Below are 22156 nucleotides of genomic sequence, written 5' to 3'. Positions count from 1 at the left end.
CATGGATCAGTACAAGTTACTAACATTTGATATTTGGGACACTGTCCTAAGAAGAAAAAGTCATCCAGATGAGGTTAAGATTAGTTCCATTAATTATTTGCGTGCAAATTATCCTGAATTGGAACTTGTTGATGATAATGAGATCATTTTATTTCGTAAGCGACAGCGTATAGAATATGAACTTGGACAATTGAATGTTAATAATGGTTTGGATGATGAATATGATATAAAAGATGTTTTGAAAAAGTGGTTACAAGAAATATCTTCTTCATCTATTTCAGACGAAGATATAGAATGCATTGTGGATGATTTATATTGTGCAGAACTACAACATGAGATTGATATCACATATTTGGATCCCAATATACTTAATGTATTAAATAGTTATTCCTATAAGCAACGATCTTTTCTTTCAGACTTTTATGCGGATAGTTCATTCATTATTGAGATACTGAGGGCAAAGGGGTTAACAGAAGAGAATGGAATTACTTCTGTAGAGTTAGGCTATAACAAAAGAAGTTCTAATCTTTTTAAAAAAATTCATGAGATACATCAAGTGAGTCCGTCGGAGCATTTTCATTTAGGTGATAATAAACATTCAGATGTTACGCAACCTTCAAAACTGGGGATAAATGTATTGCATTATTTTAATGAAAGAGAAGAAGGCTTGAGACAAGAGCATAACATTAGATTTGAAAAAAGAATTAATACACCTTCCTCTGTGTTGAAAGAGATGAGTGAAAGTATAAGTAATGAATTGTATCTAAATAAGTTTAATCATGCTTGCTATAATGATGGTGTGAAATTTAGTTTGATTTTTCTGAGCTTTATTCTTCATGTGATAGAGGCCGCCAAACAAAATAAGGCCAAAACCGTCTATTATTTGACAAGAGAGGGTGTGTTTTTCAAAAAAATTCATGATGTTATTTCTAGTGTTCATCCTCATGCGAATGTCTTACCGAAGTCTGAATTGTTAGAAGTCAGCAGACTGGCAACATTCTCTCCCTCTTTAAGAGAAGTGTCGATTCAGGAGTTTATGCGTATATGGAATCAGTATTCTATACAATCTATAAGTGCGCTTTTCAAAACCTTGAACGTAGATCTAAATAAGTACGGTGACTTCATGATGAAATATAATTTGAACGTGGATGAAGCAATCGTGTATCCGTGGCAAAATGAGTCTGTAATCAGACTGTTCACTGATAGTGATTTTACTACCATGCTCAGTAATGATATTTCTTTGAAGAGAGAACTGCTTACAAGGTATTTGAAAGAACACGAAATTACAAATGGAACCGATGTTTTTATGGTTGATATTGGGTGGAGGGGAACAATTCAAGATAATTTGGCTTACTTGCTAGATCACTCAAAAGTTATTGGTTATTATTTTGGCCTATACTCATTTATAAATGTCCAACCAGATAATACAACGAAGCGTTCTTTTATAAGCCAGCAGGAAATGAATATGATCCGACATGTGGCTCCACTTGAAATGCTGTGCAATGCAGCAATGGGAAGTGTCAAGGGTTATGAAGTTGTGAGTAATAACTTAAAGGTTTGTTATGATGAAAGCAAGAAAGAGAATGAGGTGCATGAAAAATATATATCTCATTTTCAAAAAGGCGTCTTGGATGCTTGTGAAAGATGGTATCCTCTTTTATACAATCAAGCCTGGACTACTAGAGAATTGAAAGAATACTCTAAGGAATTATTAAGAGAGTTACTAACAGAACCTTCTAATTCTTTAGCTAATGCCTTTTTTAATTTAGCTCATAATGAAACTTTTGGTGTTGGGGAATTTGTCGAAAAGAAGAGATCCTTCCCTTTAAAATTGGCTGTAAAGGCAGTGTTGTCTCTGGAAGGAAAGAAACAATTTGTTCGATACATTGAAGATTCTTCGTGGCCACAAGGCTTACTTACCTATTTTCGTTTGAGGCCATTAATAAGTATCTATAACAAAAAGGTGTATTTTAAAGAGGAAAATAAGGGTGAATAAGAAGGTTAATATTATGAAAAGTTTATTGATTATTTCATCAGATGTAATAGCCTCTAAAATGGCCGGTCCTGGTATTAGATATTGGAATTTGGCTCTCGAGCTTTCTAAGCATTTTAATGTAATACTTGCAATTCCTAACTACCATAACTTTGATCTTCATAGTGAATTAAATGGTACTACAATAAAGTTAAGCAGCACTAACTGTGAAGAATTAAAAAAGCACGCAAAAAGTGTCGATTCTATTTTGTTGCAAGGAGATATTTTATGGAAGTTTAGATTTTTGAGAAGCGCTAAAGCAAGTATAATTGTGGACTTGTATGATCCTTTCGTGCTTGAACATCTTGAACTGAACCAAAACGATATGAAGGGTAATCTTATATTTAATAATATAGTTAATATTCAAAATGATCAGTTGAAGTATGGTGATTATTTCATCTGTGCATCCGAAAAACAAAAAGACTTCTGGCTTGGAACACTTAATGCGTTAAAACGAATTAATTTAAAGGAATACAGCATTAGTAAGTCGCTTGAGCATTTAATTGGTGTAGTTCCTTTCGGTATTCCAAATGCTCCCCCAGACAAAACAAAGGAAGTTCTTAAAGGAGTGTACCCTGGAATAGATAAACATGACAGGGTTATTGTTTGGGGGGGAGGAATATGGGAATGGTTTGATCCCATTACTCTCATTGAGGCGATGAAGCTTGTTAGTTATCAGCGAAGTGATATTAAGCTTTTTTTTATGGGAATTAAACATCCTAATGCTAGTATAAAGAGGATGAGGATCGTTGATGAGACTATTGAATTGAGTAATCAATTGGGGCTAACCGATAAGTTTGTGTTCTTTAATGACTGGGTTCCTTATGAAGAAAGGCAAAATTATTTATTAGAAGCAGATATTGGAGTAAATATTCATAAAAATCATATTGAAACTCGTTATTCCTTCAGGACCAGAATGTTGGATTACATTTGGACTAGACTACCGATTTTAACCAATTCAGGTGATTTTTTTTCTGATGAAATAAAGGATAAGTCGATTGGAATGGTTATTGAAAATCTGACACCAGAGAATTTGGCGAAACAGATTATGGAATTTCCGGGTAAATCGTTTTATGAGTCTAATTTTAAGAGTTTAATTAATCAGTATCAGTGGAGTAATAATATTAAATGTATTGTGAATTATGTACAAAATAATAAACCGAAACACAGAAAAAAAAATATTGATTTTTCATTAATGAAAAAAGCAGTTTATGTATTTTGCAGAGGAATAAATCTTATTTATTGTAAATTAAAGAAATTCTGATTTGTGAAATAGAAGGATATGAGAAGAACAGCCTATACGAAATCAAATATCATGTGATCTGGGGACGAAATATCGGTATAAAGTAATGAAAGGTCCCCTGGCAGTGAGAACACGAGATCTGATTAGGCAACTATGCGAAGGGGATAGGAATCTTGCGGGGAAGGAACATCCATCTGTTGTTAAGTAAAAGTGTGTAATATCTGAAAGGAAGATCGTCTGGATTTATTTAGGGATGATTTCCATATTTAAAAAAGAAATACTGGGGCCAGCATCTTTGGGCGTGTGGCTATTTTTGTGCTACAGTGGGCTACGTGTCAGAGGAAATGATACGAAACTATATCGCCAATCAGTTTACAGAGGAATAAAGCGAGTCTTCAAGATAGAGGACGAGTTTTAGTCGGTGATTGCAGTGCGCTTAGCGTATGGATTTTGAGAAGAACGTGACGTCTTCCTCGAAACGACTTTTGTCGTCGACATTCATGTCAAAATCCACCTGCTTTAAGCAGATGGTTGTTTAAGTGAGATCAGAAGATGTTCAAAAATGTAAAAGAGATTCTAATGAGAAAGGCATCGGATTTTGATGTAATATGTATGAAGAACTACTTGTCGGTGAATGGACAAAGCAATAATTGAGTTTGAGGAGACATCTTGGGAGATGAAAAGTAAAAATATAAGTTACTTACCTGCAGCGGATCATTTGCGTGGTTTTGCGTCAATACTTATACTTGTTTATCACGGGGTTCCAATGATAGCGAATAAGTTGGCATTTGGTGAGAATGTACCCCCAAACTACTGGGCAAGAGCAGGCAGCCCACTATCATCAATTATTATTGAAGGACATACGGCTGTTGCTCTTTTTATGGTTCTAAGTGGATTTATTCTAACTTATGGATCTATAGAAAGAGATAGAGATATAAATTATAAAAGTTTTCTGTACAATAGAATTTTAAGGATATTTCCTTTGTTTATTTTTCTAATTATTTGTGGCTCGTATTTGTATCCAGAAAACTTTAATTTTATTGGTATGATCCAAAGTATATTTTTATTTTCTTCTTTGCCGGGTGCTCTAAACATACAATCTTTTTCTTCAATGTTTTGGTCTATTTCAGTGGAGTTTACTTTTTATCTTGTGTTCCCCTTTCTATTCCTCTTTTTGAAAAAAGAAGGTTTTATGAAGCTGTTACAACTATTAATTTTAATGATAATCATTAGGGTGATTGCGTTTCTTCTCGGAGCAAATATTCGAGATGTCTCATATTGGACTATTATTGGGAGAATGGATCAATTTATTATAGGAATGATTGCTGCTTTTGTATATGTAAAATGGAATATAAATAGGAGTTTATGGTATTATATATTGTTTGCAAGTATATTTTTAATTATTGGAATGTTGTATTTATTTAATATATTTGGCGGATGGCCGATTCAGGCATTTTGGAAGATACTGTGGCCAACAATTGAGGGGATTGTATGGTCTTTACTTCTAATATCTTATGTTAAATTGTTTAATACAAATAATAACTTTATACAGAAATTTTTAGCGAAAATTGGAGAACTGAGTTATTCGATTTATCTGACGCATTATATAGTGTTGACTGTTTTGGTTCATCGTGGTTGGTACTTTTCTTTTGAATTTTTATCTCCTCTTAAAAACGGGATTCTCACATCAGTTTTAGTGCTGTTTCCGCTAGTATTGGCGACATCAGCTTTAATTTACTCAAGTATTGAAAAGCCTTTTTTACAATTAAGAGATAGGTATTAATAGGGCAATTGTTTAGATTTGTTTTGTAAGAATGATTCAGACCTATCATAATTTTGTGAACCTAAGACATACATTTTAAGTGGAATTGAGGAATTGTATGAAAATTCGTATTCAAGGTCTTGATATACTGAGATTTTTTGCAGCAGTTAGTGTTGTGTTATATCATTATTTTTTCATAGGACCTCTTCAGGGTTATTGGCCCCAGAATCAGTTATTCCCAATTACGCATTTTGGCGATTTTGGTGTAGATGTATTTTTTGTAATTAGTGGATTTGTGATAAGTGTTTCAGCAGAGGGAAGAAGCTTTAGTCATTTTGCAAAATCACGTTTTGTGCGGATTATGCCTGCCTTATTAGTCTGTTCATTGATTACAGCTGGTACAGCTAGTTTACTTCCAGGAGTCTCAGTGAAGGATGTATTTGTTCGTTGGATCACCAGCCTTACCTTGTTTCCTCAGCTGTTTGGACAAGAATTATTAACGACTGTTTACTGGACACTTCAAATTGAAGTTAAATTCTATATACTAGTAACTATTCTTATAATTTTTAAGGTTTGGGAGAGGAAAAAAAATATAATTATTCCTGTATGGCTGGTTATTTCTTTATGTAATCAATTTTTCTTCAATTATAAATTTTTATCTGATTATCTTCTGACAGAGTTTTCTGGTCACTTTATTGCAGGAATTTTGTTATATCAAATACGTAAAAAAGAGAGTACTTCCTTTACCAGTCTTGGATTAATATTATCTAGCATCTTAATTTGGAAGCATCTTTCTAATTTTGAATCATGGATATCAGGTGCATATAATTATGGATTCTCTGACTTGGGAACATTGCTTTTTGCACCTACAATTATTTCCATTGTCTATTGGGTTTCTTATCACGATAAAATTTCTCTGCCTAGCAAACTGGTAACTGCTTTAGGTTCCATGAGTTATACATTATATCTTCTTCATGCGGATTTAGGTTTTTTTGTTCGAGCTTTCTCTGATAGATATCTTTTTCAAAAATATCCTGCACTGCAGCAGGTTTTTACAGATCCGGTTATCGTTATTATCGCTATCATAGCTTCGCTTGCGCTGTCTGCTTTAGTGGCATTGGTTATAGAGCCACGTCTTAAGACACCTTTACAGTTTCTATTGAGGCATGGACAATACGATTCAAAAAGTAAGGCCTTTCGTCATTCTGCTCTAAGTAAGGGCATTCCTAATGAATAAGGGTTGATTATTCAGTTTGAATGAAATTGAAAATTCTCTATTATTATTTCCTTTGTGGTATGGCATTAGCTCAAGATGCTGAGATTTTTTTTGTGCCTTGAATCTAATCCACCTATGTGAGAAGACGAAAGGATTAATTCTGTGAGGGAGATGATGTATTTATATGAAGGGTATTATTCTTGCAGGAGGGACGGGATCTCGCCTTTTCCCATTAACCAAAGTAACCAATAAACATTTGCTGCCTGTTGGAAAGTACCCTATGATTTTTCATGCTATCCACAAATTGAAGCAGGCAGGCATTCATGACATCCTGATTGTAACAGGCAAAGAACATATGGGAGACGTTGTCAGCCTACTCGGAAGTGGCCGGGAAATGGGAGTAACTTTTACATACAAGGTCCAAGATGAAGCCGGTGGGATTGCACAAGCTCTCGGGTTGGCGCGGCATTTTGTCGGAAATGATCAGATGGTGGTAATCCTTGGTGACAATGTGTTTGAAGACAATATAGCACCTTTTGTAGAAAACTTCCGGCAACAGGCTGTCGGAGCCAAGCTGCTGCTGCAGAAGGTGCATGATCCCCATCGTTTTGGGGTAGCAGAGATGCAGGGAGATCGGATTGTATCAATTGAAGAAAAACCAGTGCAGCCTAAAAGCGATTATGCAGTCACCGGTATTTACATGTTCGATCCTACCGTGTTTGATATTATAAAAACACTTAAGCCGTCGGCTCGGGGCGAATTAGAAATCACGGATGTCAATAATGCATATATTGATAAGGGGACATTAACTTTTGATATTCTCAAGGGTTGGTGGACGGATGCAGGTACGCATGCTTCTCTTGCCAGAGCTAATGAGTTGGCGCAAAATACTCTTTATGGTGATGATTTTGGGAAATTGAAATTATAATGGGGGGATAACAACAGAGTGAAAACGATACCTCTTCATCTATCCGGGGTGTTGATATTGGAACCTGTGGTACATGGGGACCACCGCGGTTTTTTTATGGAAAGCTACAATGAGCAAACCGTACAGAACAACGGATTGAATTATCATTTTGTGCAAGATAACCAATCCCTTTCTGCTGAACCGTGCACCATCCGTGGACTTCATTATCAGTCCAACCCCAAGGCGCAAACAAAACTGGTTCGGGTATTGTCGGGAGCCATCTACGACGTCATATTGGATATCAGAAGAAGCTCACCGACATTTGGTCAGTGGACGGGTGTAATCTTGAGCGAATATAATCATCGGCAGCTGCTTGTCCCCAAAGGCTTTGCTCATGGCTTTTGCACTCTGGTTCCACATACGCAAGTCATGTATAAAGTAGATGAATACTACTCTCCTGAGCATGATGGAGGAATATTATGGAGTGATCCTGCTCTGGGTATTGACTGGCCGGTTTCAAAAGCGGTGCTTTCTGAAAAAGATAAGCAATTGCCTGTGTTGGCAGATGCCAAGATCAATTTTGATTAATGTTGGAGATGTAGAACAGGGGAGGGTCACATGAAACTTCTTGTCACTGGAGGGGCTGGCTTTATCGGCAGCAATTTTGTCATGTATATGCTGCAGCAGCATCCGGATTACCACATTGTCAATGTGGATGCGCTCACGTATGCGGGCAACCTGGAAAATTTGAAATCGATTGAAGGCAATGCCAATCATACTTTTATAAAAGTGGACATTACCGATGCTCAAGCGATTGATCAACTGATGCAGCAGGGAATCGACGTTGTTGTGAACTTTGCGGCAGAATCCCATGTGGACCGCAGTATTTTGGAGCCGGAAGTGTTTGTGAAAACGAATGTGCTCGGTACACAAGTGCTGCTTGATGCAGCAAAAAAATACGGTGTGACCAAGTTCGTACAAGTATCTACGGATGAGGTGTACGGCACACTGGGCGAAACGGGTCTGTTTACGGAGGAAACTCCACTCCAACCTAATAGCCCATACTCGGCCTCCAAGGCAGGCGGTGATCTGCTGGTTCGCGCTTATCATGAGACGTTTGGGCTTCCAGTGAATATTACTCGCTGTTCCAATAACTATGGCCCATACCAGTTCCCTGAAAAGCTCATCCCGCTGATGATTTCCCGCGCGTTGAGTGATCAGCAGCTGCCTATATACGGCGACGGCTTGAATATTCGTGACTGGTTGTACGTAGAAGATCACTGCAGTGCAATTGATCTGGTTATTCATCAAGGCAAGATTGGCGAAGTATATAACATTGGCGGCAACAACGAGCGCACCAATGTGCATATTGTAAAAACTATTCTGTCAGAGCTGGGCAAGCCGGAATCGCTTATCGCCTATGTAGAAGATCGTCCGGGTCACGACCGTCGTTACGGCATTGACCCAACTAAAACGATGAATGAGCTCGGCTGGAAGCCTAAGCATTCGTTTGAAACAGGCATCAAAGAAACCATTCGTTGGTATTTGGATAACAAGGAATGGTGGACGCGAATTCAATCCGGTGCATACCAGGAATACTATGCTAAGCAATACGGTTCTCGTATGGGGGAAGCGTAAAGATGAAGGTACTTGTGACCGGAGCAGGGGGTCAACTCGGTAGAGATGTTGTCCGTGTTTTGACCGAAAATGGTCATGGCGTTCTGGCCTGTGATCGGGAATCACTGGATATTTCGAATTTGGGGCAATCCATCCAGATTACTCAAAGCTACAATCCTGATGTTGTTATTCACTGCGCTGCTTACACTGCTGTTGACGCTGCGGAGACTGACGTAGATAGCGCATACCGTGTGAACGCAGCAGGGAGCCGTAATATGGCGCTGGCAGCAGAGAAGGTCGGTGCTAAGCTGATTTATATTTCGACGGATTATGTTTTTGACGGTAGCTCCGCTAAGCCCTATCAGGAGTATGATAATACCAACCCGCAGTCGGTTTACGGTAAATCCAAACGGGCGGGAGAGGTGCTGGTGCAGACGCTGTCTTCCCGTTACTTTATTGTCCGGACTTCGTGGGTATACGGGCTTCATGGTCAAAATTTTGTGAAGACGATGCTTAAGCTTGGACAAGAAAAGCCGGTTTTAAAAGTGGTTGATGATCAAAAAGGCTCTCCTACTTACACAATAGATTTGGCCCGGTTTTTGCTGGAGCTGATGGAGACGGAGAAGTATGGCATTTACCACGCATCTGGCAGCGGCTCATGCACATGGTATGAGTTTACCAAAGCCATTTTTGAGGAAGCAGATCAGATTCTGAACCTTGGCATCAATGCAGAACTGCTTCCTTGTTCCACTGATGAGTTTCCGAGACCTGCACCGCGCCCGGCCAACTCGGTGATGGATCATTTATCCATAAGGGTGAATGACTTGACGGATTTCAGGCCTTGGAGAGAAGCTTTGCAGGATTTTTTGAGTGAGCTTGCGTCAGCTCAAGAAACAGTATAAGAATAAGAGTGAAATCCTCCATATTTATGGGGGATTTTTCATTTTAGGAATGTGCTACATAAAGCTGATATAATGAATGAGATCAAATGACCAGACTTTAGAAGCAATCATACTTTGTGGAGGGGATTCCACTGGATCCGGTAAAAATACAAGTTCTATTATCTACATATAACGGTGAAAACTACATTGAGGAACAGCTTCAAAGCTTGATTTCTCAACAGGATGTTCATGTGCAAATTTTGGCGAGAGATGACGGATCATCAGATTCAACGGTACATAAGTTGGAGGCATTCAAGAAACTATATCCTAATCAGATTGAAATACTAAAGGGGAAAAATCAAGGGGTAATCCGAAGTTTTTTCGAGCTTATCGAGAAATCCAGGCCTGAAATCAGTTATTACGCTTTTTGTGATCAAGATGATGTGTGGAAGCCTGATAAACTGGCCAAGGCAATCAAAAGGCTACAAGAGTGCAAAAACGACCAGCCTTTAATGTATTCATCCACTACCCAAATGGTGGACGAGCATCTGAATCCCATAAAGGTTTGGCCTGAGCCCCCCCGCAAACCTTTGTCTGTCTATAATGCTTCTATTGAAAATGTATGTGTTGGATGCACTGTTGTAGTAAACAAAGAAACCTTGGAGCTTGTAAAAAGGAACATGCCACGCAACATCAACAATGTCATCATGCACGATTGGTGGATTTATCTGTGTGTTTCTTCATTTGGGGAGGTCGTTTTTGATCCGGAGCCTTCTATACTGTATCGGCAGCATCAAAGCAATGTTTTGGGAGGGGCGTCAGATGGTTGGTTAAGTAAATGGCGTAAGCGGTTGAACAGATTTGTGAATGGCAAGAATCACTTTATCCTGAGCAAGCAGGCTCATGAGTTCTTAAGTACTTTCGGTAAAAAATTAGATCCTGCTTATTACAAAGATTTGTCCGAGTTTCTGAATAAACATAACGGAGGAGCTTTGAGGCGGGTACGTTACGTGATAAACACTCCATTTTATAGACAGTCTTTTCTGGATGATTTAATTTATCGAATTGTTTTTATAGCGAGAAAGCTTTAAGATTTCGTATCTCTAAAGTATAAAAGTCTCACAGGAACAAGCAATTGTTCTCTAGTGAGACTTTGAACTATAATTTTTCACTTTTTCTTGGGTTCAGACATCGTCATTACAACCATCCAGGCGTGCTTTCTCAAGAAAGGAAGGGCTTTAAAAAGAACTCTGTCTATAGCATCGCATGCAGAAACCATGTTTCTAAAGAATCTAGCTTTTCTAAAAGGACTTAACGCCAAAGTAGCTAAAAAGAAATAACGTGTTTCTACCTTGCCAAAATATTGGCTAGCTAATTGGATATCATCCATCATAAGTGGATGCTCGTCCTCTGTACGGATATTGGGTGTCCGATTGCGATACCAATTAATTAGCGGATTATGTCCCAGCGGCTCAGTGAAAATGGCCTTGCCATCAGGCTTAATTGTTCTAGCCAATTCTCTGTAAGATTTATGTAGATCCAAGTGGTGAAGGATACCATTACCGCATATCAGATCAAAAGTATTATCGGGGAACTCCAGTTTCTCAGCATCCATAACAAGGAACTCCATTTTATGGGCTAAACCTTCTTGTTCTGCCTTAGCGTTTGCTTTCTCAACGGCAACATCCGATATATCAATACCTCTGACAAAGGCTGCGCCTTCTCGGGCTAAAAAGTATGAATAAGCACTGAGTCCGCACCCATATTCCAAAACCTGCTTGTCTTTGTGAGAGGCGAGCAGCTTTTCCCTATAAAAGTTGATAAGCGACTCTGTAATGGAGTAAAATTTTTCGTTCGCTATTTCTCTGGCGGTATTATCACCGTCAAACACCTGGTTGTGAAAATCTTTTTCCTTTGTAATTTTTGTGCTCATCGGATCCCCCTGATTTAGACACGTACATTTTTTTGATTAACGAATGGAAATATTATACCACACATAGGGAATATTTTCTTAAATGAATTTGGAGGTATGTACACGAAAGTAACACTTTAGCTGCAACTTTCTCGGATTACACTCGTCTAAATTCGTAAAAGAAAGATTGGTAAATTTCTGGGCAGAACACAACGAATACATGTTCTTTTTTGGAAAAATATAGTACAATGGAGTTAGCACAACCAAATCTAAGCTTGCAAGGGCGGTCGGCTATCTTCCCTGACAGGGGGTGGAGCCAGTGACAGTGTATGAAGCGCTCAGCCTGATGCTGACGTTCGGCGCGTTTGTCGTCACACTGTTGTTTTCGGATAGACGAAAATAGACCGCCTTGTAGCAGGAATGGTCTATTTTCGGTCCTTATTGATTTTGAAGCCGCCCGCTCTTGCACTCGGCGGTTGTGCGCTGGACCGGCTGCCACCGGTCCTTTTTTCCATAAACATCTTACCACGAAGGTTTTCAATCCTCAACAGGCGATTGTACCTGTACAAGCCTTTTTTAGCGCTCTAAGGCCAAGATATGTGCTATAATGACGTTAGATTTCTATTTTTGTCAGGAGAGCACCCATCATGGATGTAAGCATTCTGATCGTCAACTACAACACGCAGCGTCTGACCCTGGATTGCTTGCAGTCCGTGTTTGCTTCCCGTACGCAGTACCGCTACGAAGTGATTGTTATTGACAATCATTCCGTCGACGGCTCCGTCGAAGCGATACGGGAGCGGTATCCGCAAGTAACGGTCATCGCCAACCAGGAAAATACGGGCTTTGCCAAAGCAAATAATCAGGGAATTAAAGCGGCGCAGGGCCGTTATATACTGTTGCTGAACTCCGATACCATTGTACAGCCGGATACGCTTGAGACTATGATTGGGCTGATGGATCGCCGCCCTGAACTGGGAGCCGCCGGCTGTAAAGTAATATTACCCGACGGTTCGCTCGATAAAGCGTGCAAGCGTGGATTTCCTACGCCTTCGGCATCCTTTTATTATGCATTCGGTTTTTCCAAGCGTTTTCCGAACGATCCGAAATACAACCAGTATCAGCTCGGTCATCTGGATCCGGATAATGAATATCCTGTAGATGTGCTGGTCGGCGCTTTTATGCTGGTCCGGCGCGAAGCCATCGATCAGGTCGGGGGGCTGGATGAGACCTTCTTTATGTATGGCGAAGATATCGACTGGTGTTACCGTATCAAGGAAGCAGGCTGGGGTATTTACTACTACCCGCGCACATATATTGTTCATGTCAAAGGAGGCAGTGCACGCCGCCGGCCTTTGAAAATTATTTATGAGTTTCATAGAGCGATGTGGGTATTTCACCGCAAGCACTACTTCAAGAAATATAGTATGATTACGAATACGGCGGTTTATATGGGCATCACGCTGAAATTCCTTATGGCCCTTGTTCAAAATAAATTGACGCCTCCGTCCAGACCGGATGGACGCAGTGAAGAATCCCGTACTGAGGTGAAAGCATGATTCGCAGAAATCAGCGGTATTTAACCCAACTCTATATATTGGCTGATATGGCGGTTATCCAACTGTCTTTTCTGCTGGCCTGGTTTCTCAAGTTTGAGAGCGGGTGGATTTCCCATGTAGAGCCGCTTCCCCTGGAAGTATACTGGGGATGGAGCCTGATTTATGGAATGATCGCCATCAGTATCGGCATTATGGTGGGGTTGTATACGACGACCCGCAAGAAAAGGTTTGTCGACGATGTGATCAAGATTGTACAGACACACTTCGTCGGCCTGTTCGTTCTTTTGAGTGTTATGTTTTTTGTTAAACAAGTTGATATTTCAAGATCCTACCTTGCCATGTATATGGTAGGCAACGTATTTTTTATCCTGCTGTACCGTTATTATGTGAAAAGAATTCTGAAAGCAATCCGCCAGAAGGGCTACAATAAACAGTTCATATTGATTCTCGGTGCAGGATCGCTGGGTCGACAGTTTTATGACAACTTGAAAAATTACCCGGAGCTGGGTTATGAGGCTGTCGGCTTCCTGGACGATTACCGGGAGTGGGATGAGGAGGAAGCGGCGCATTACCGCCCGATCCTGGGAACGCTAAATGAGTTGGAGGAGACGCTGAACCGCCTGATGATTGATGAGGTCATACTGGCCTTGCCGCTGGATGCGCATGATAAATATCCAAGGATCATCAACCTGTGCGAGAAAGCCGGTGTCCGCACGATGATCATCCCGGACTTTTTTGATTACCTGCCCGCCCGTCCTTACTTTGATAATTTTGCTGGCATGCCGATGATCAATGTCCGGGATATTCCGCTGGATGTGGCGGCCAACAGGCTGTTCAAGCGCACGTTTGATATCGTTTTTTCATTGGCTGCGATTATTCTGACCTCTCCGGTGATGTTGGCTGTGACGGTCGGGGTGAGGCTGACTTCACCAGGGCCGGTTATTTTCAAGCAGGAGCGTGTGGGGCTGAACCGGCGTACATTTTATATGTATAAATTCCGCTCGATGAAGGAACTCCCTCCGGGAACGGAGGATACGGGATGGTCCACCAAAGATGACCCGCGGCGGACAAAGTTTGGTACCTTTATCCGCCGCACCAGTCTCGACGAGCTGCCGCAGTTTTTCAATGTGCTGCTCGGGCACATGAGCGTCGTTGGTCCGCGGCCGGAGCGTCCATATTTTGTGGATCAATTCCGGGAGGAAATCCCAAAATATATGGTTAAGCACCATGTGCGGCCAGGCATTACCGGTTGGGCGCAAAGCAACGGGCTGCGTGGGGACACTTCCATTGAGGAACGCATCAAGCATGATATTTTCTATATTGAGAATTGGTCACTCTTATTTGATATTAAAATCATTTTCCGTACGATCCGCAACGGTTTCAAAAACGCCTACTGAAAAAAGGGTCCCCAATAAGGTCTATGAACCTGGGGGCCCTTTTTGTATAATGCGCAAGAATGAAGCTGTCCTCGACTCTTAATCATTCAGCCAGTCTGCCTTGCCACAAGTTGTGCACATAACAGAGATCGAGCAACCTTACTCTCTATAAAAAGTTATTCACAAAAATAAGGTTGGTAGATACTTTATCCACATAAATCCACAGTTTATCAACAATTTGTTCATATTTACCCACAGAAAAACCTTTTTTAGTCCACAGGATATCCACGTTTACCCACAATTTATTAACAGGATGTTTATATGTCTTCACATTTATGCACAAATTTCAGGCAGCAGCTGCATTACAGACTTGGCCTGGACAGATAGGAAGCGAGCTTAATTGCTCTGATATTCCGGATAAGGTTCAAACGAAGCTTGGCCTGTCTGTAAAATCCCGTTTTTATAGACATAGCTCGCCTGAAGATCTCCGATAAACTCAGCAGGGGAAATTTGAATGGCTGCCCGTGCGTGCAGTGTGTTATTTTCAACGGAGTAGTAGAGAATGCTTCCTATTCCGGGGCCAAAAAGATGGGACGGTTCGGCTTCGATTTGGGTTTTCGAGATTTTAGTCACTTTTCCATTCAGGTTAACCTCAATCTCTTGCTCTGTGACGCGCCCGGTAAACTGCTTCATCATAGCAATAAGGGGATCTTCATGAAGAATAATCTCTCCGTGTGCATCCAGGACGACCAGATCCGAAAGACTCAATCCCGTTCCATATCCGATATTTGTAATCACGATGATCTCTTCCTCACCGTCGCCTGTTAAATCGGCTGTGATCACTTGAGGATCGCGACCGTTGAAACTCTCAATAGAAAGATTACGGCTAAAGGACGGTGTTGAGATCCTTATTCGTTCGTACATACCATTCTCTCTAAGGGATCCGCTGAGCTTGATGCCTTTGCTTTTATCCTCCCATATCACCTTCATGCGGTCTGAAACTTCTACCACTCCTGCCTTTCCATCATATTTAATGTTTTTTCCCCATAGCTTGGCTGCCGTTCTGAGGGGAATCATGACATGGCCATTCACAATTTGCGGAGGCAGCTCCGTGATGATTTCAGTTCCATCTTCTTCAATTAATTTGAGAGAGGGTGTATCTGCCGCGGCTGCTGTTGTTCCGACTGAGACTAGGGCGAGGAGTAATGTGCAAGAAAGCTGCTTAATGTTTTGCATGCTTAATATTTCCTTTCGTTAATAGTTAATTTAATAAGAAAAACGTCTATCGACGTACATTCACAGAAAACAGACCGCGTTTAGCGGAAGTTTTTCTTGCGATGATAGAATTGTTCAGCTCCGCTGAAAACTTATAAATTCTATCATCTTAAGAAAGCGCCGATTGTCTTATTGATTGAGTGAGCATTACTGTCGATAGCCGGAAATTGTGCTTAGAACTATCGTAAAAGACCTCGAATCTACTTTCCAGAAAAAGGTTTGTAACCCTCGCTTCCAATTTTGTAACCGGAAACGCAGCTGAAAATCTGTTCCCCTCCCATACGAACGTTGACACCTATTGCGTGCTGGCATAGACTTAGCATAGATGCTTTTTGCTGCCTGAGATGAAAGGCTGAAATAAAGGGCGCCTGCCCGCGAACGTAAGGAATACGCAACCGCGGCGGCAGGCCCTTTTTGCCGTGTCCGGCGGGTGGACAAAATGTGATAATTGCTGGAGGAATGAACTTTGATGGATGCGGTAAAGCCTTGGAGGCATGTTTTCAAATTGGACCCTGAGCGGGAATTGGCAGACGACGCGCTTGAAGCGGTGTGCATGTCAGGTACGGACGCGATTATGATCGGGGGATCGTCCGGTGTTACGTATGAAAATACAGTGGATTTGATGTCCCGAGTCCGGCGTTATGAATTGCCGTGTGTGCTGGAGGTGTCCGATCTTGAAGCGGTGGTTCCGGGCTTTGACCTGTATATGATCCCGATGGTGCTTAATACAGCAGACAGTGCATGGACAACGGGGCGCCACCGCCAGGCCATTGAGCGTTATAGCTACCTGATTCCCTGGGAGACGCTTGTCCCCGAGGGGTATATCGTGCTGAACCCGGATTCAACGGTTGCGAAGCTGACCCAAGCAGAGACGGGATTAAGTCCCGCTGCGGCGGAGGCCTGTGCCCATGTGGGCAGCAAGCTGATGAAGCTGCCGATTATTTATGTGGAATATAGCGGTACCTTTGGAGATCTGCAGCTTGTCGAGCAGGTGAGGCGTGCTTCCGGGGAGGCGCGGGTCTTTTACGGAGGCGGCATCCGCGATGCGCAGACGGCAGCGCAGGCAGCTTCCGTCAGCGATACGATTGTCGTAGGCAACATTATTTATGATCATTTGACAAAAGCTCTCGAGACTGTCGAAGCAGTTCATTACAAATAAAAAATTACGGGGAGGAGCATGCATTTATGCAGCCGATAAATATACATGATGCGGTCGCCCGCTTAAACCCGCAGCAGCGGCAAGCGGTGGAGGCGACGGAAGGTCCCTTGCTCATTATGGCAGGGGCAGGCAGCGGCAAAACCCGTGTGCTGACACACCGGATTGCTTATCTAATCGCTACCCGCAAAACACCACCATGGGGAATTCTTGCCATTACATTTACCAATAAGGCGGCCCGGGAGATGCAGGAGCGGGTGTCCAAGCTGGTGGGGACGGAAGGCCGCGACATTTGGGTATCCACCTTCCACTCCATGTGTGTGCGGATTTTGCGGCGGGATATTGACCGGATCGGGTTTACCTCTAATTTCAGTATCCTGGATTCAACCGACCAGCTGTCGGTTATCCGCAACTGCATGAAGGATTTGAACATTGATACGAAGAAATTCGAACCCAAGGCCGTGCAGTCCATGATCAGCACCGCGAAGAACGAACTGGTAACACCGGAAATGTATGAACGCAAGATCGGGGACTATTTTGAAGGCATAGTGGCGAAAGTATATACCATGTACCAGAAGCGTCTGAAGAGCAATAACTCCCTTGATTTCGATGATTTGATCATGGTGACGATTCAGCTTTTTAAAGAAGTGCCGGAAGTGCTCGATTTTTATCAGAAAAAGTTTCAATATATTCACGTTGATGAGTATCAGGACACGAACCGTGCCCAGTACATGCTGACACGCATGCTGGCGGACAAGCATCACCGCATCTGTGTGGTGGGTGACAGCGACCAGTCGATTTACCGCTGGCGAGGGGCTGATATCAGCAATATTATGAATTTTGAGGAAGACTATCCGGAAGCGCGTACCATTTTGCTTGAGCAGAATTACCGCTCGACCTCCAATATCCTGAATGCGGCCAATGAGGTCATTGCGCAGAACAGCGGACGAAAACCGAAGAAACTGTGGACCGATAAGGAAGGCGGCGCCAAAATCAAGGTATTCCGTGGGGATTCCGAGCATGACGAAGGTTATTTCGTTGCTTCCGAGATTTTGAAGAATGTCAAGGCAGGCAAGTCCTACAGCCATCATGCGATATTATACCGAACTAACGCCCAGTCACGGGTAGTCGAGGAAATATTGATCAAGTCGGATATCCCGTACCAGATCGTGGGTGGCATCAAGTTCTACGATCGTAAAGAGATCAAGGATATTTTAGCCTATCTGCGGCTGCTGTCAAACCCTGATGATGATATCAGTCTAACACGAATTATTAATGTCCCTAAAAGAAGCATAGGCGATACGACGGTGGCCAAACTGGCTGCGGCTGCGGCTGAGCGGGGAATCTCCATTTTCCGTGTGCTGCAGGTTGTGGATGATCTGGGATTTGCGGGCCGTACCCGGAATGCGCTGGTCGAATTTTACGATATGATCGAGGCGTTGAACCGGATGGTGGAATATCTGTCTGTTACCGAATTGACGGAAAAAGTGCTGGAAATGTCGCAATATCGGCTTGAGCTGCAAAACGAAAATACGCTCGAATCCCGTTCCCGGCTGGAGAATATTGATGAGTTTCTGTCGGTAACAATGGAATTTGAGAAAAATAATGAGGATAAATCACTGGTCTCCTTCCTGACCGATCTTGCTCTGATCGCGGATATCGACAGCATGAATGATGCGGATGAGGAACAGCAGGATGCGGTTACACTGATGACGATGCACAGCGCGAAAGGTCTGGAGTTCCCGATCGTATTCATTGTAGGGATGGAGGAAGGGGTATTTCCGCATAGCCGGGCCTTCCTCGATAATGAAGAGCTGGAGGAGGAGCGGCGTCTTGCCTATGTAGGGATTACCCGTGCAGAGCAGCAGCTTTTTCTGTCCTGTGCGCAGATGCGCACCTTATTCGGTCGCACTACAGCCAATCCGCCATCACGCTTCCTTGATGAGATTCCGGAGGAGCTCAAGGAGGACACCATGGTGGCACGTGACCGATACCGGCGCGGCGGCAATGTTGGTGGCTCCTACGGAAGCCGTGGGTTTGGCTCCAACGGCGGCGGTAATTTCGGCGGCGGCCGTTCACTGGATGCGATGAGCCGCAGTGGCTCCACAGCCTCTGCTGCATCTTCAACATCGCGAGTCACGGTATCCACACCGGCGGCTGCACCGAAGCCGGCAGGGGATGGCGGCTCGTTCGCAGCTGGTGACAAAGTGCAGCACGGCAAGTGGGGTACGGGCACCATTGTAGCTGTAAAAGGAACAGGGAATGATATGGAGCTGCAGATTGCCTTTCCGGCTCCAGTAGGAGTTAAACGGTTGCTTGCTGGTTTTGCTCCAATTACCAAGGTGGAATAATCGCAGCAAAACTTCCGCTTAACGCGGTCTGTGGTGCTTGATTTACGTCGATAGATTTTATTACGGAGGGATCGCCCTGCATGGATTCGATGCACAAGATGGAAGAGCTCGTAGCGGAGCTGAACCGGTATAACTATCATTATTACACCCTGGATGAGTCTGTGGTCAGTGATAAAGAGTATGATGCTCTATACGACCAGCTTGTCGCACTTGAGCAGGAAAGCGGCATTGTGCTGCCGGATTCCCCGACACAACGCGTCGGCGGAGAGATACTAAAGGGCTTTACACCACATCGCCATCTGGCGCCCCTGTGGAGTCTTGATAAAGCGCAAAATCCCGAGCAGCTGCGTTCATGGAACGCCAGAGCAGTCAAGCTGGTGAATGATTATAATACGAAGAATCCGGATAATCCTCTCCCGCCGCTCGGCTATGCACTGGAGCTGAAGTTTGACGGTTTGACGCTCAATCTCACGTATACGGACGGCAAGCTGGTTCAGGCGGCCACGAGAGGCAATGGGGTTGTGGGAGAAGGGATTCTTCCCCAGATCAAGACGATTAAATCGGTTCCGCTGCAAATTCCTTTCACCAATGGAACGATTGAGGTGCAGGGCGAGGGCATCATGAATCTGTCAGTGCTCGCCAAGTATAATGAAACAGCTGTCGAACCGTTGAAAAATGCCCGCAACGCAGCCGCAGGGGCCCTGCGCAACCTGAATCCGAAAGTGACTGCCGAGCGGAAGCTAAGTGCTTTTTTCTATAACGTCGGTTATGCCGATGGTATCCGTTTTGCCAATCACCAGGAGATGATGGATTTTCTCCGTGAAAATCATTTCAAGGTCAATCCGTATGTAACGTATTTTGAAGAGTTTGATGATGTAATGGAGCAACTGGCAGAGATTGAGGCTAACCGTTCCAAGCTGGATTATCTTATTGATGGGGCAGTCGTCAAAATTACGGATATGCGCACACGGGAAGTTCTTGGTTATACGGACAAGTTTCCACGTTGGTCTGTAGCTTATAAATTTGAAGCGGAAGAAACGACAACCGTATTGAACGCGGTGGTTTGGAACGTTGGGCGAACGGGAAAAATCACGCCGCTTGCCAAAGTGGAGCCGGTTGAGCTTGCCGGTGTTACGGTCCAGAACTGCACATTAAATAACGCCGGGGATATCGAGCGGAAGAATCTTAAATTTGCTTTGGGCAGCCGTGTGTTTATCCGCCGCTCGAATGATGTCATTCCTGAAATTCTGGGTAAGGTGACCGAGGAAAAGGACGGCGAAGAGATTGTTTTCCCGGATCATTGTCCGGCCTGCGGATTTCCGCTGGAGCAGCGTGGGGCTCATCTGTTCTGTGACAACAAATTAGGCTGTAAACCGCAAATCGTGGCAAGGATTTCCCATTTCGCATCCAGGGATGCAATGGACATTGAAACGTTCAGCGACAAAACCGCCATTCAACTGCATGATGAGCTGGATGTGAGGGAGCCGGCGGATCTGTATAGCCTGGAATTCGAGCAGTTGGTGAAGCTGGAGCGTTTTGGAGAGAAAAAGGCGAACAATCTGCTTGATGCGATAAATAAGAGCAAGGAGAGGGATTTGGCCTCTTTCCTCTATGCGCTTGGTATCCCGAATACCGGCAAAGCGACCACTCGTATGCTTGCGGATCACTTCCGTGATTTGCACAAAATTATGAATGCCACCGTCGAAGAACTGATCGAGCTCCCGGATGTAGGGGGAATTGTGGCTGAGAGCATTGTAGCGTTTTTTGCCGATCCGTTCACACGAGCTTCTATTGATAAAATGCTCTCCTTGGGCGTACAGGCCCAAGCCCCTGCTGAGCCGACAGCCATGAAGACAGACGGCTTCTTTAGTGGGAAAACGGTTGTTCTTACAGGGACACTGCATCAGTTAACCCGTGATGAGGCGACGGAGCGGCTGCAGGCGCTAGGTGCTAATGTGACAGGCTCTGTTTCCAAGAAAACGGACCTTGTCATCGCAGGAGAAAAGGCCGGCAGCAAACTGGCCAAAGCAAAGCAGTTGGGCATAGACACGATAGAGAGTGAAGAAGAGTTCTTGAAGCTGCTTGATCTTGAATAGTGGCCATGATATTAAAGTAGTCTGTCCTGCTGGACAGGCTGCTTTTCTATACAACGCGGAATCGGATGAAGCTGCAAGTCTTAGAAATTAAAATAATGCTTGCTATGTGAATGAAAACGTGGTACATTATTTTATGTCGCTTCTGACTGATGTTTCAATGAATCTGCAAAGTTTAAAGAAGTATCAAAAAAGATGTTGACAAGAGAAGTGGATGTTTGATATAGTAAAACTCCTGTCCAGCATTGATGGCTGGATGGACAAGTTCTTTGAAAACTGAACAAATGGATGATGCAAATCAATGAGATATTAATCTCGTCAGATTCAAATGAGCTTAATCGCTTTTGCAATAGACTCACCCAATTTGATTCACTCAGTTGAGTGGAATCCAAATCCGGTGAGGTCGATGTTACTGTGTAACATCTTTATTGGAGAGTTTGATCCTGGCTCAGGACGAACGCTGGCGGCGTGCCTAATACATGCAAGTCGAGCGGACTTGAGAAGAAGCTTGCTTCTTCGAAGGTTAGCGGCGGACGGGTGAGTAACACGTAGGCAACCTGCCCTGAAGTCTGGGATAACTACCGGAAACGGTAGCTAATACCGGATAATTCATGCTACTGCATGGCAGCATGATGAAAGACGGAGCAATCTGTCACTTGAGGATGGGCCTGCGGCGCATTAGCTAGTTGGTTGGGTAATGGCCTACCAAGGCGACGATGCGTAGCCGACCTGAGAGGGTGATCGGCCACACTGGGACTGAGACACGGCCCAGACTC

The 22156-nt window shown here is 43.2% G+C and carries 17 protein-coding genes, 1 rRNA gene and 1 pseudogene; 17 read left to right on the top strand and 2 right to left on the bottom strand.

Annotated features, from left to right (window positions below; translation table 11 throughout):
- The first annotated feature begins 1 nt into the window (after position 1).
- The 10 genes and pseudogenes from ACE41H_RS07745 to ACE41H_RS07700 all read left to right on the top strand — a co-directional run bounded on the left by ACE41H_RS07745 (position 2) and on the right by ACE41H_RS07700 (position 10749).
- Positions 2–1996: a hypothetical protein gene (locus ACE41H_RS07745; RefSeq protein WP_375354546.1), complete on the top strand. Its 1995-nt coding sequence runs from the start codon at positions 2–4 to the stop codon at positions 1994–1996.
- Between the two features lie 13 nt (positions 1997–2009).
- On the top strand, positions 2010–3296 hold the full coding sequence (locus ACE41H_RS07740) for a glycosyltransferase family protein (RefSeq protein ID WP_375354544.1): 1287 nt from the start codon (positions 2010–2012) through the stop codon (positions 3294–3296).
- A gap of 248 nt (positions 3297–3544) precedes the next feature.
- A pseudogene (locus ACE41H_RS07735) lies at positions 3545–3661 on the top strand (transposase); the annotation flags it as partial.
- A gap of 290 nt (positions 3662–3951) precedes the next feature.
- Positions 3952–5058 (top strand): acyltransferase family protein, encoded by a 1107-nt coding sequence (locus tag ACE41H_RS07730; RefSeq protein WP_375354542.1) that lies wholly within the window; start codon positions 3952–3954, stop codon positions 5056–5058.
- 97 nt (positions 5059–5155) lie between these two features.
- Entirely contained in the window at positions 5156–6274 is a 1119-nt protein-coding gene (locus ACE41H_RS07725) for an acyltransferase family protein (RefSeq protein WP_375354540.1), read from the top strand.
- Between the two features lie 163 nt (positions 6275–6437).
- Positions 6438–7181: a sugar phosphate nucleotidyltransferase gene (locus tag ACE41H_RS07720; protein WP_375354538.1), complete on the top strand. Its 744-nt coding sequence runs from the start codon at positions 6438–6440 to the stop codon at positions 7179–7181.
- Between the two features lie 18 nt (positions 7182–7199).
- Positions 7200–7748 (top strand): dTDP-4-dehydrorhamnose 3,5-epimerase, encoded by a 549-nt coding sequence (rfbC, locus tag ACE41H_RS07715; protein ID WP_375354536.1) that lies wholly within the window; start codon positions 7200–7202, stop codon positions 7746–7748.
- 30 nt (positions 7749–7778) lie between these two features.
- Positions 7779–8798: a dTDP-glucose 4,6-dehydratase gene (rfbB, locus tag ACE41H_RS07710; protein ID WP_375354534.1), complete on the top strand. Its 1020-nt coding sequence runs from the start codon at positions 7779–7781 to the stop codon at positions 8796–8798.
- Positions 8799–8800: 2 nt separating this feature from the next.
- On the top strand, positions 8801–9679 hold the full coding sequence (rfbD, locus tag ACE41H_RS07705) for a dTDP-4-dehydrorhamnose reductase (RefSeq protein WP_375354532.1): 879 nt from the start codon (positions 8801–8803) through the stop codon (positions 9677–9679).
- 116 nt (positions 9680–9795) lie between these two features.
- Positions 9796–10749: a glycosyltransferase family 2 protein gene (locus ACE41H_RS07700; protein ID WP_375354531.1), complete on the top strand. Its 954-nt coding sequence runs from the start codon at positions 9796–9798 to the stop codon at positions 10747–10749.
- 77 nt (positions 10750–10826) lie between these two features.
- On the opposite strand, the gene ACE41H_RS07695 is transcribed toward ACE41H_RS07700, so the two are convergent.
- The gene (locus tag ACE41H_RS07695) at positions 10827–11591 is read right to left on the bottom strand and encodes a class I SAM-dependent methyltransferase (protein WP_375354529.1); all 765 of its coding nucleotides are present in this window, start codon (positions 11589–11591) and stop codon (positions 10827–10829) included.
- A 289-nt stretch (positions 11592–11880) separates the two neighbouring features.
- On the opposite strand from ACE41H_RS07695, the gene ACE41H_RS07690 reads away from it, so the two are divergent.
- From ACE41H_RS07690 to ACE41H_RS07680, 3 genes are all read left to right on the top strand, one after another.
- Complete coding sequence (locus ACE41H_RS07690; protein WP_375354528.1) at positions 11881–11973, top strand: putative holin-like toxin; 93 nt, start codon at positions 11881–11883, stop codon at positions 11971–11973.
- Between the two features lie 244 nt (positions 11974–12217).
- A complete protein-coding gene (locus ACE41H_RS07685) occupies positions 12218–13129 on the top strand; it encodes a glycosyltransferase family 2 protein (protein WP_375354527.1) in 912 nt (303 codons plus the stop codon).
- Positions 13126–14526, top strand: coding sequence for an undecaprenyl-phosphate glucose phosphotransferase (locus ACE41H_RS07680; protein WP_375354526.1), 1401 nt, complete (start codon positions 13126–13128; stop codon positions 14524–14526). Before ACE41H_RS07685 ends, ACE41H_RS07680 begins: the two co-directional genes overlap by 4 nt.
- 375 nt (positions 14527–14901) lie before the next feature.
- Here ACE41H_RS07680 and ACE41H_RS07675 read toward each other — a convergent pair whose 3' ends face one another.
- On the bottom strand, positions 14902–15741 hold the full coding sequence (locus ACE41H_RS07675) for a stalk domain-containing protein (RefSeq protein ID WP_375354525.1): 840 nt from the start codon (positions 15739–15741) through the stop codon (positions 14902–14904).
- A gap of 508 nt (positions 15742–16249) precedes the next feature.
- On the opposite strand from ACE41H_RS07675, the gene pcrB reads away from it, so the two are divergent.
- From pcrB to ACE41H_RS07655, 4 genes are all read left to right on the top strand, one after another.
- On the top strand, positions 16250–16939 hold the full coding sequence (gene pcrB / locus ACE41H_RS07670; protein WP_375354789.1) for a heptaprenylglyceryl phosphate synthase: 690 nt from the start codon (positions 16250–16252) through the stop codon (positions 16937–16939).
- Between the two features lie 26 nt (positions 16940–16965).
- The gene (gene pcrA, locus ACE41H_RS07665) at positions 16966–19287 is read left to right on the top strand and encodes a DNA helicase PcrA (protein ID WP_375354524.1); all 2322 of its coding nucleotides are present in this window, start codon (positions 16966–16968) and stop codon (positions 19285–19287) included.
- A gap of 80 nt (positions 19288–19367) precedes the next feature.
- Positions 19368–21383, top strand: a complete 2016-nt coding sequence (gene ligA, locus ACE41H_RS07660; RefSeq protein WP_375354523.1) for an NAD-dependent DNA ligase LigA — start codon at positions 19368–19370, stop codon at positions 21381–21383.
- A 422-nt stretch (positions 21384–21805) separates the two neighbouring features.
- Positions 21806–22156, top strand: a 16S ribosomal RNA gene (locus ACE41H_RS07655); the annotation flags it as partial.

Origin of the sequence: Paenibacillus enshidis, from assembly GCF_042136365.1 — a bacterium.
Lineage (GTDB): Bacteria > Bacillota > Bacilli > Paenibacillales > Paenibacillaceae > Paenibacillus > Paenibacillus enshidis.
This window is presented reverse-complemented; position numbering and strand designations above follow the sequence as displayed.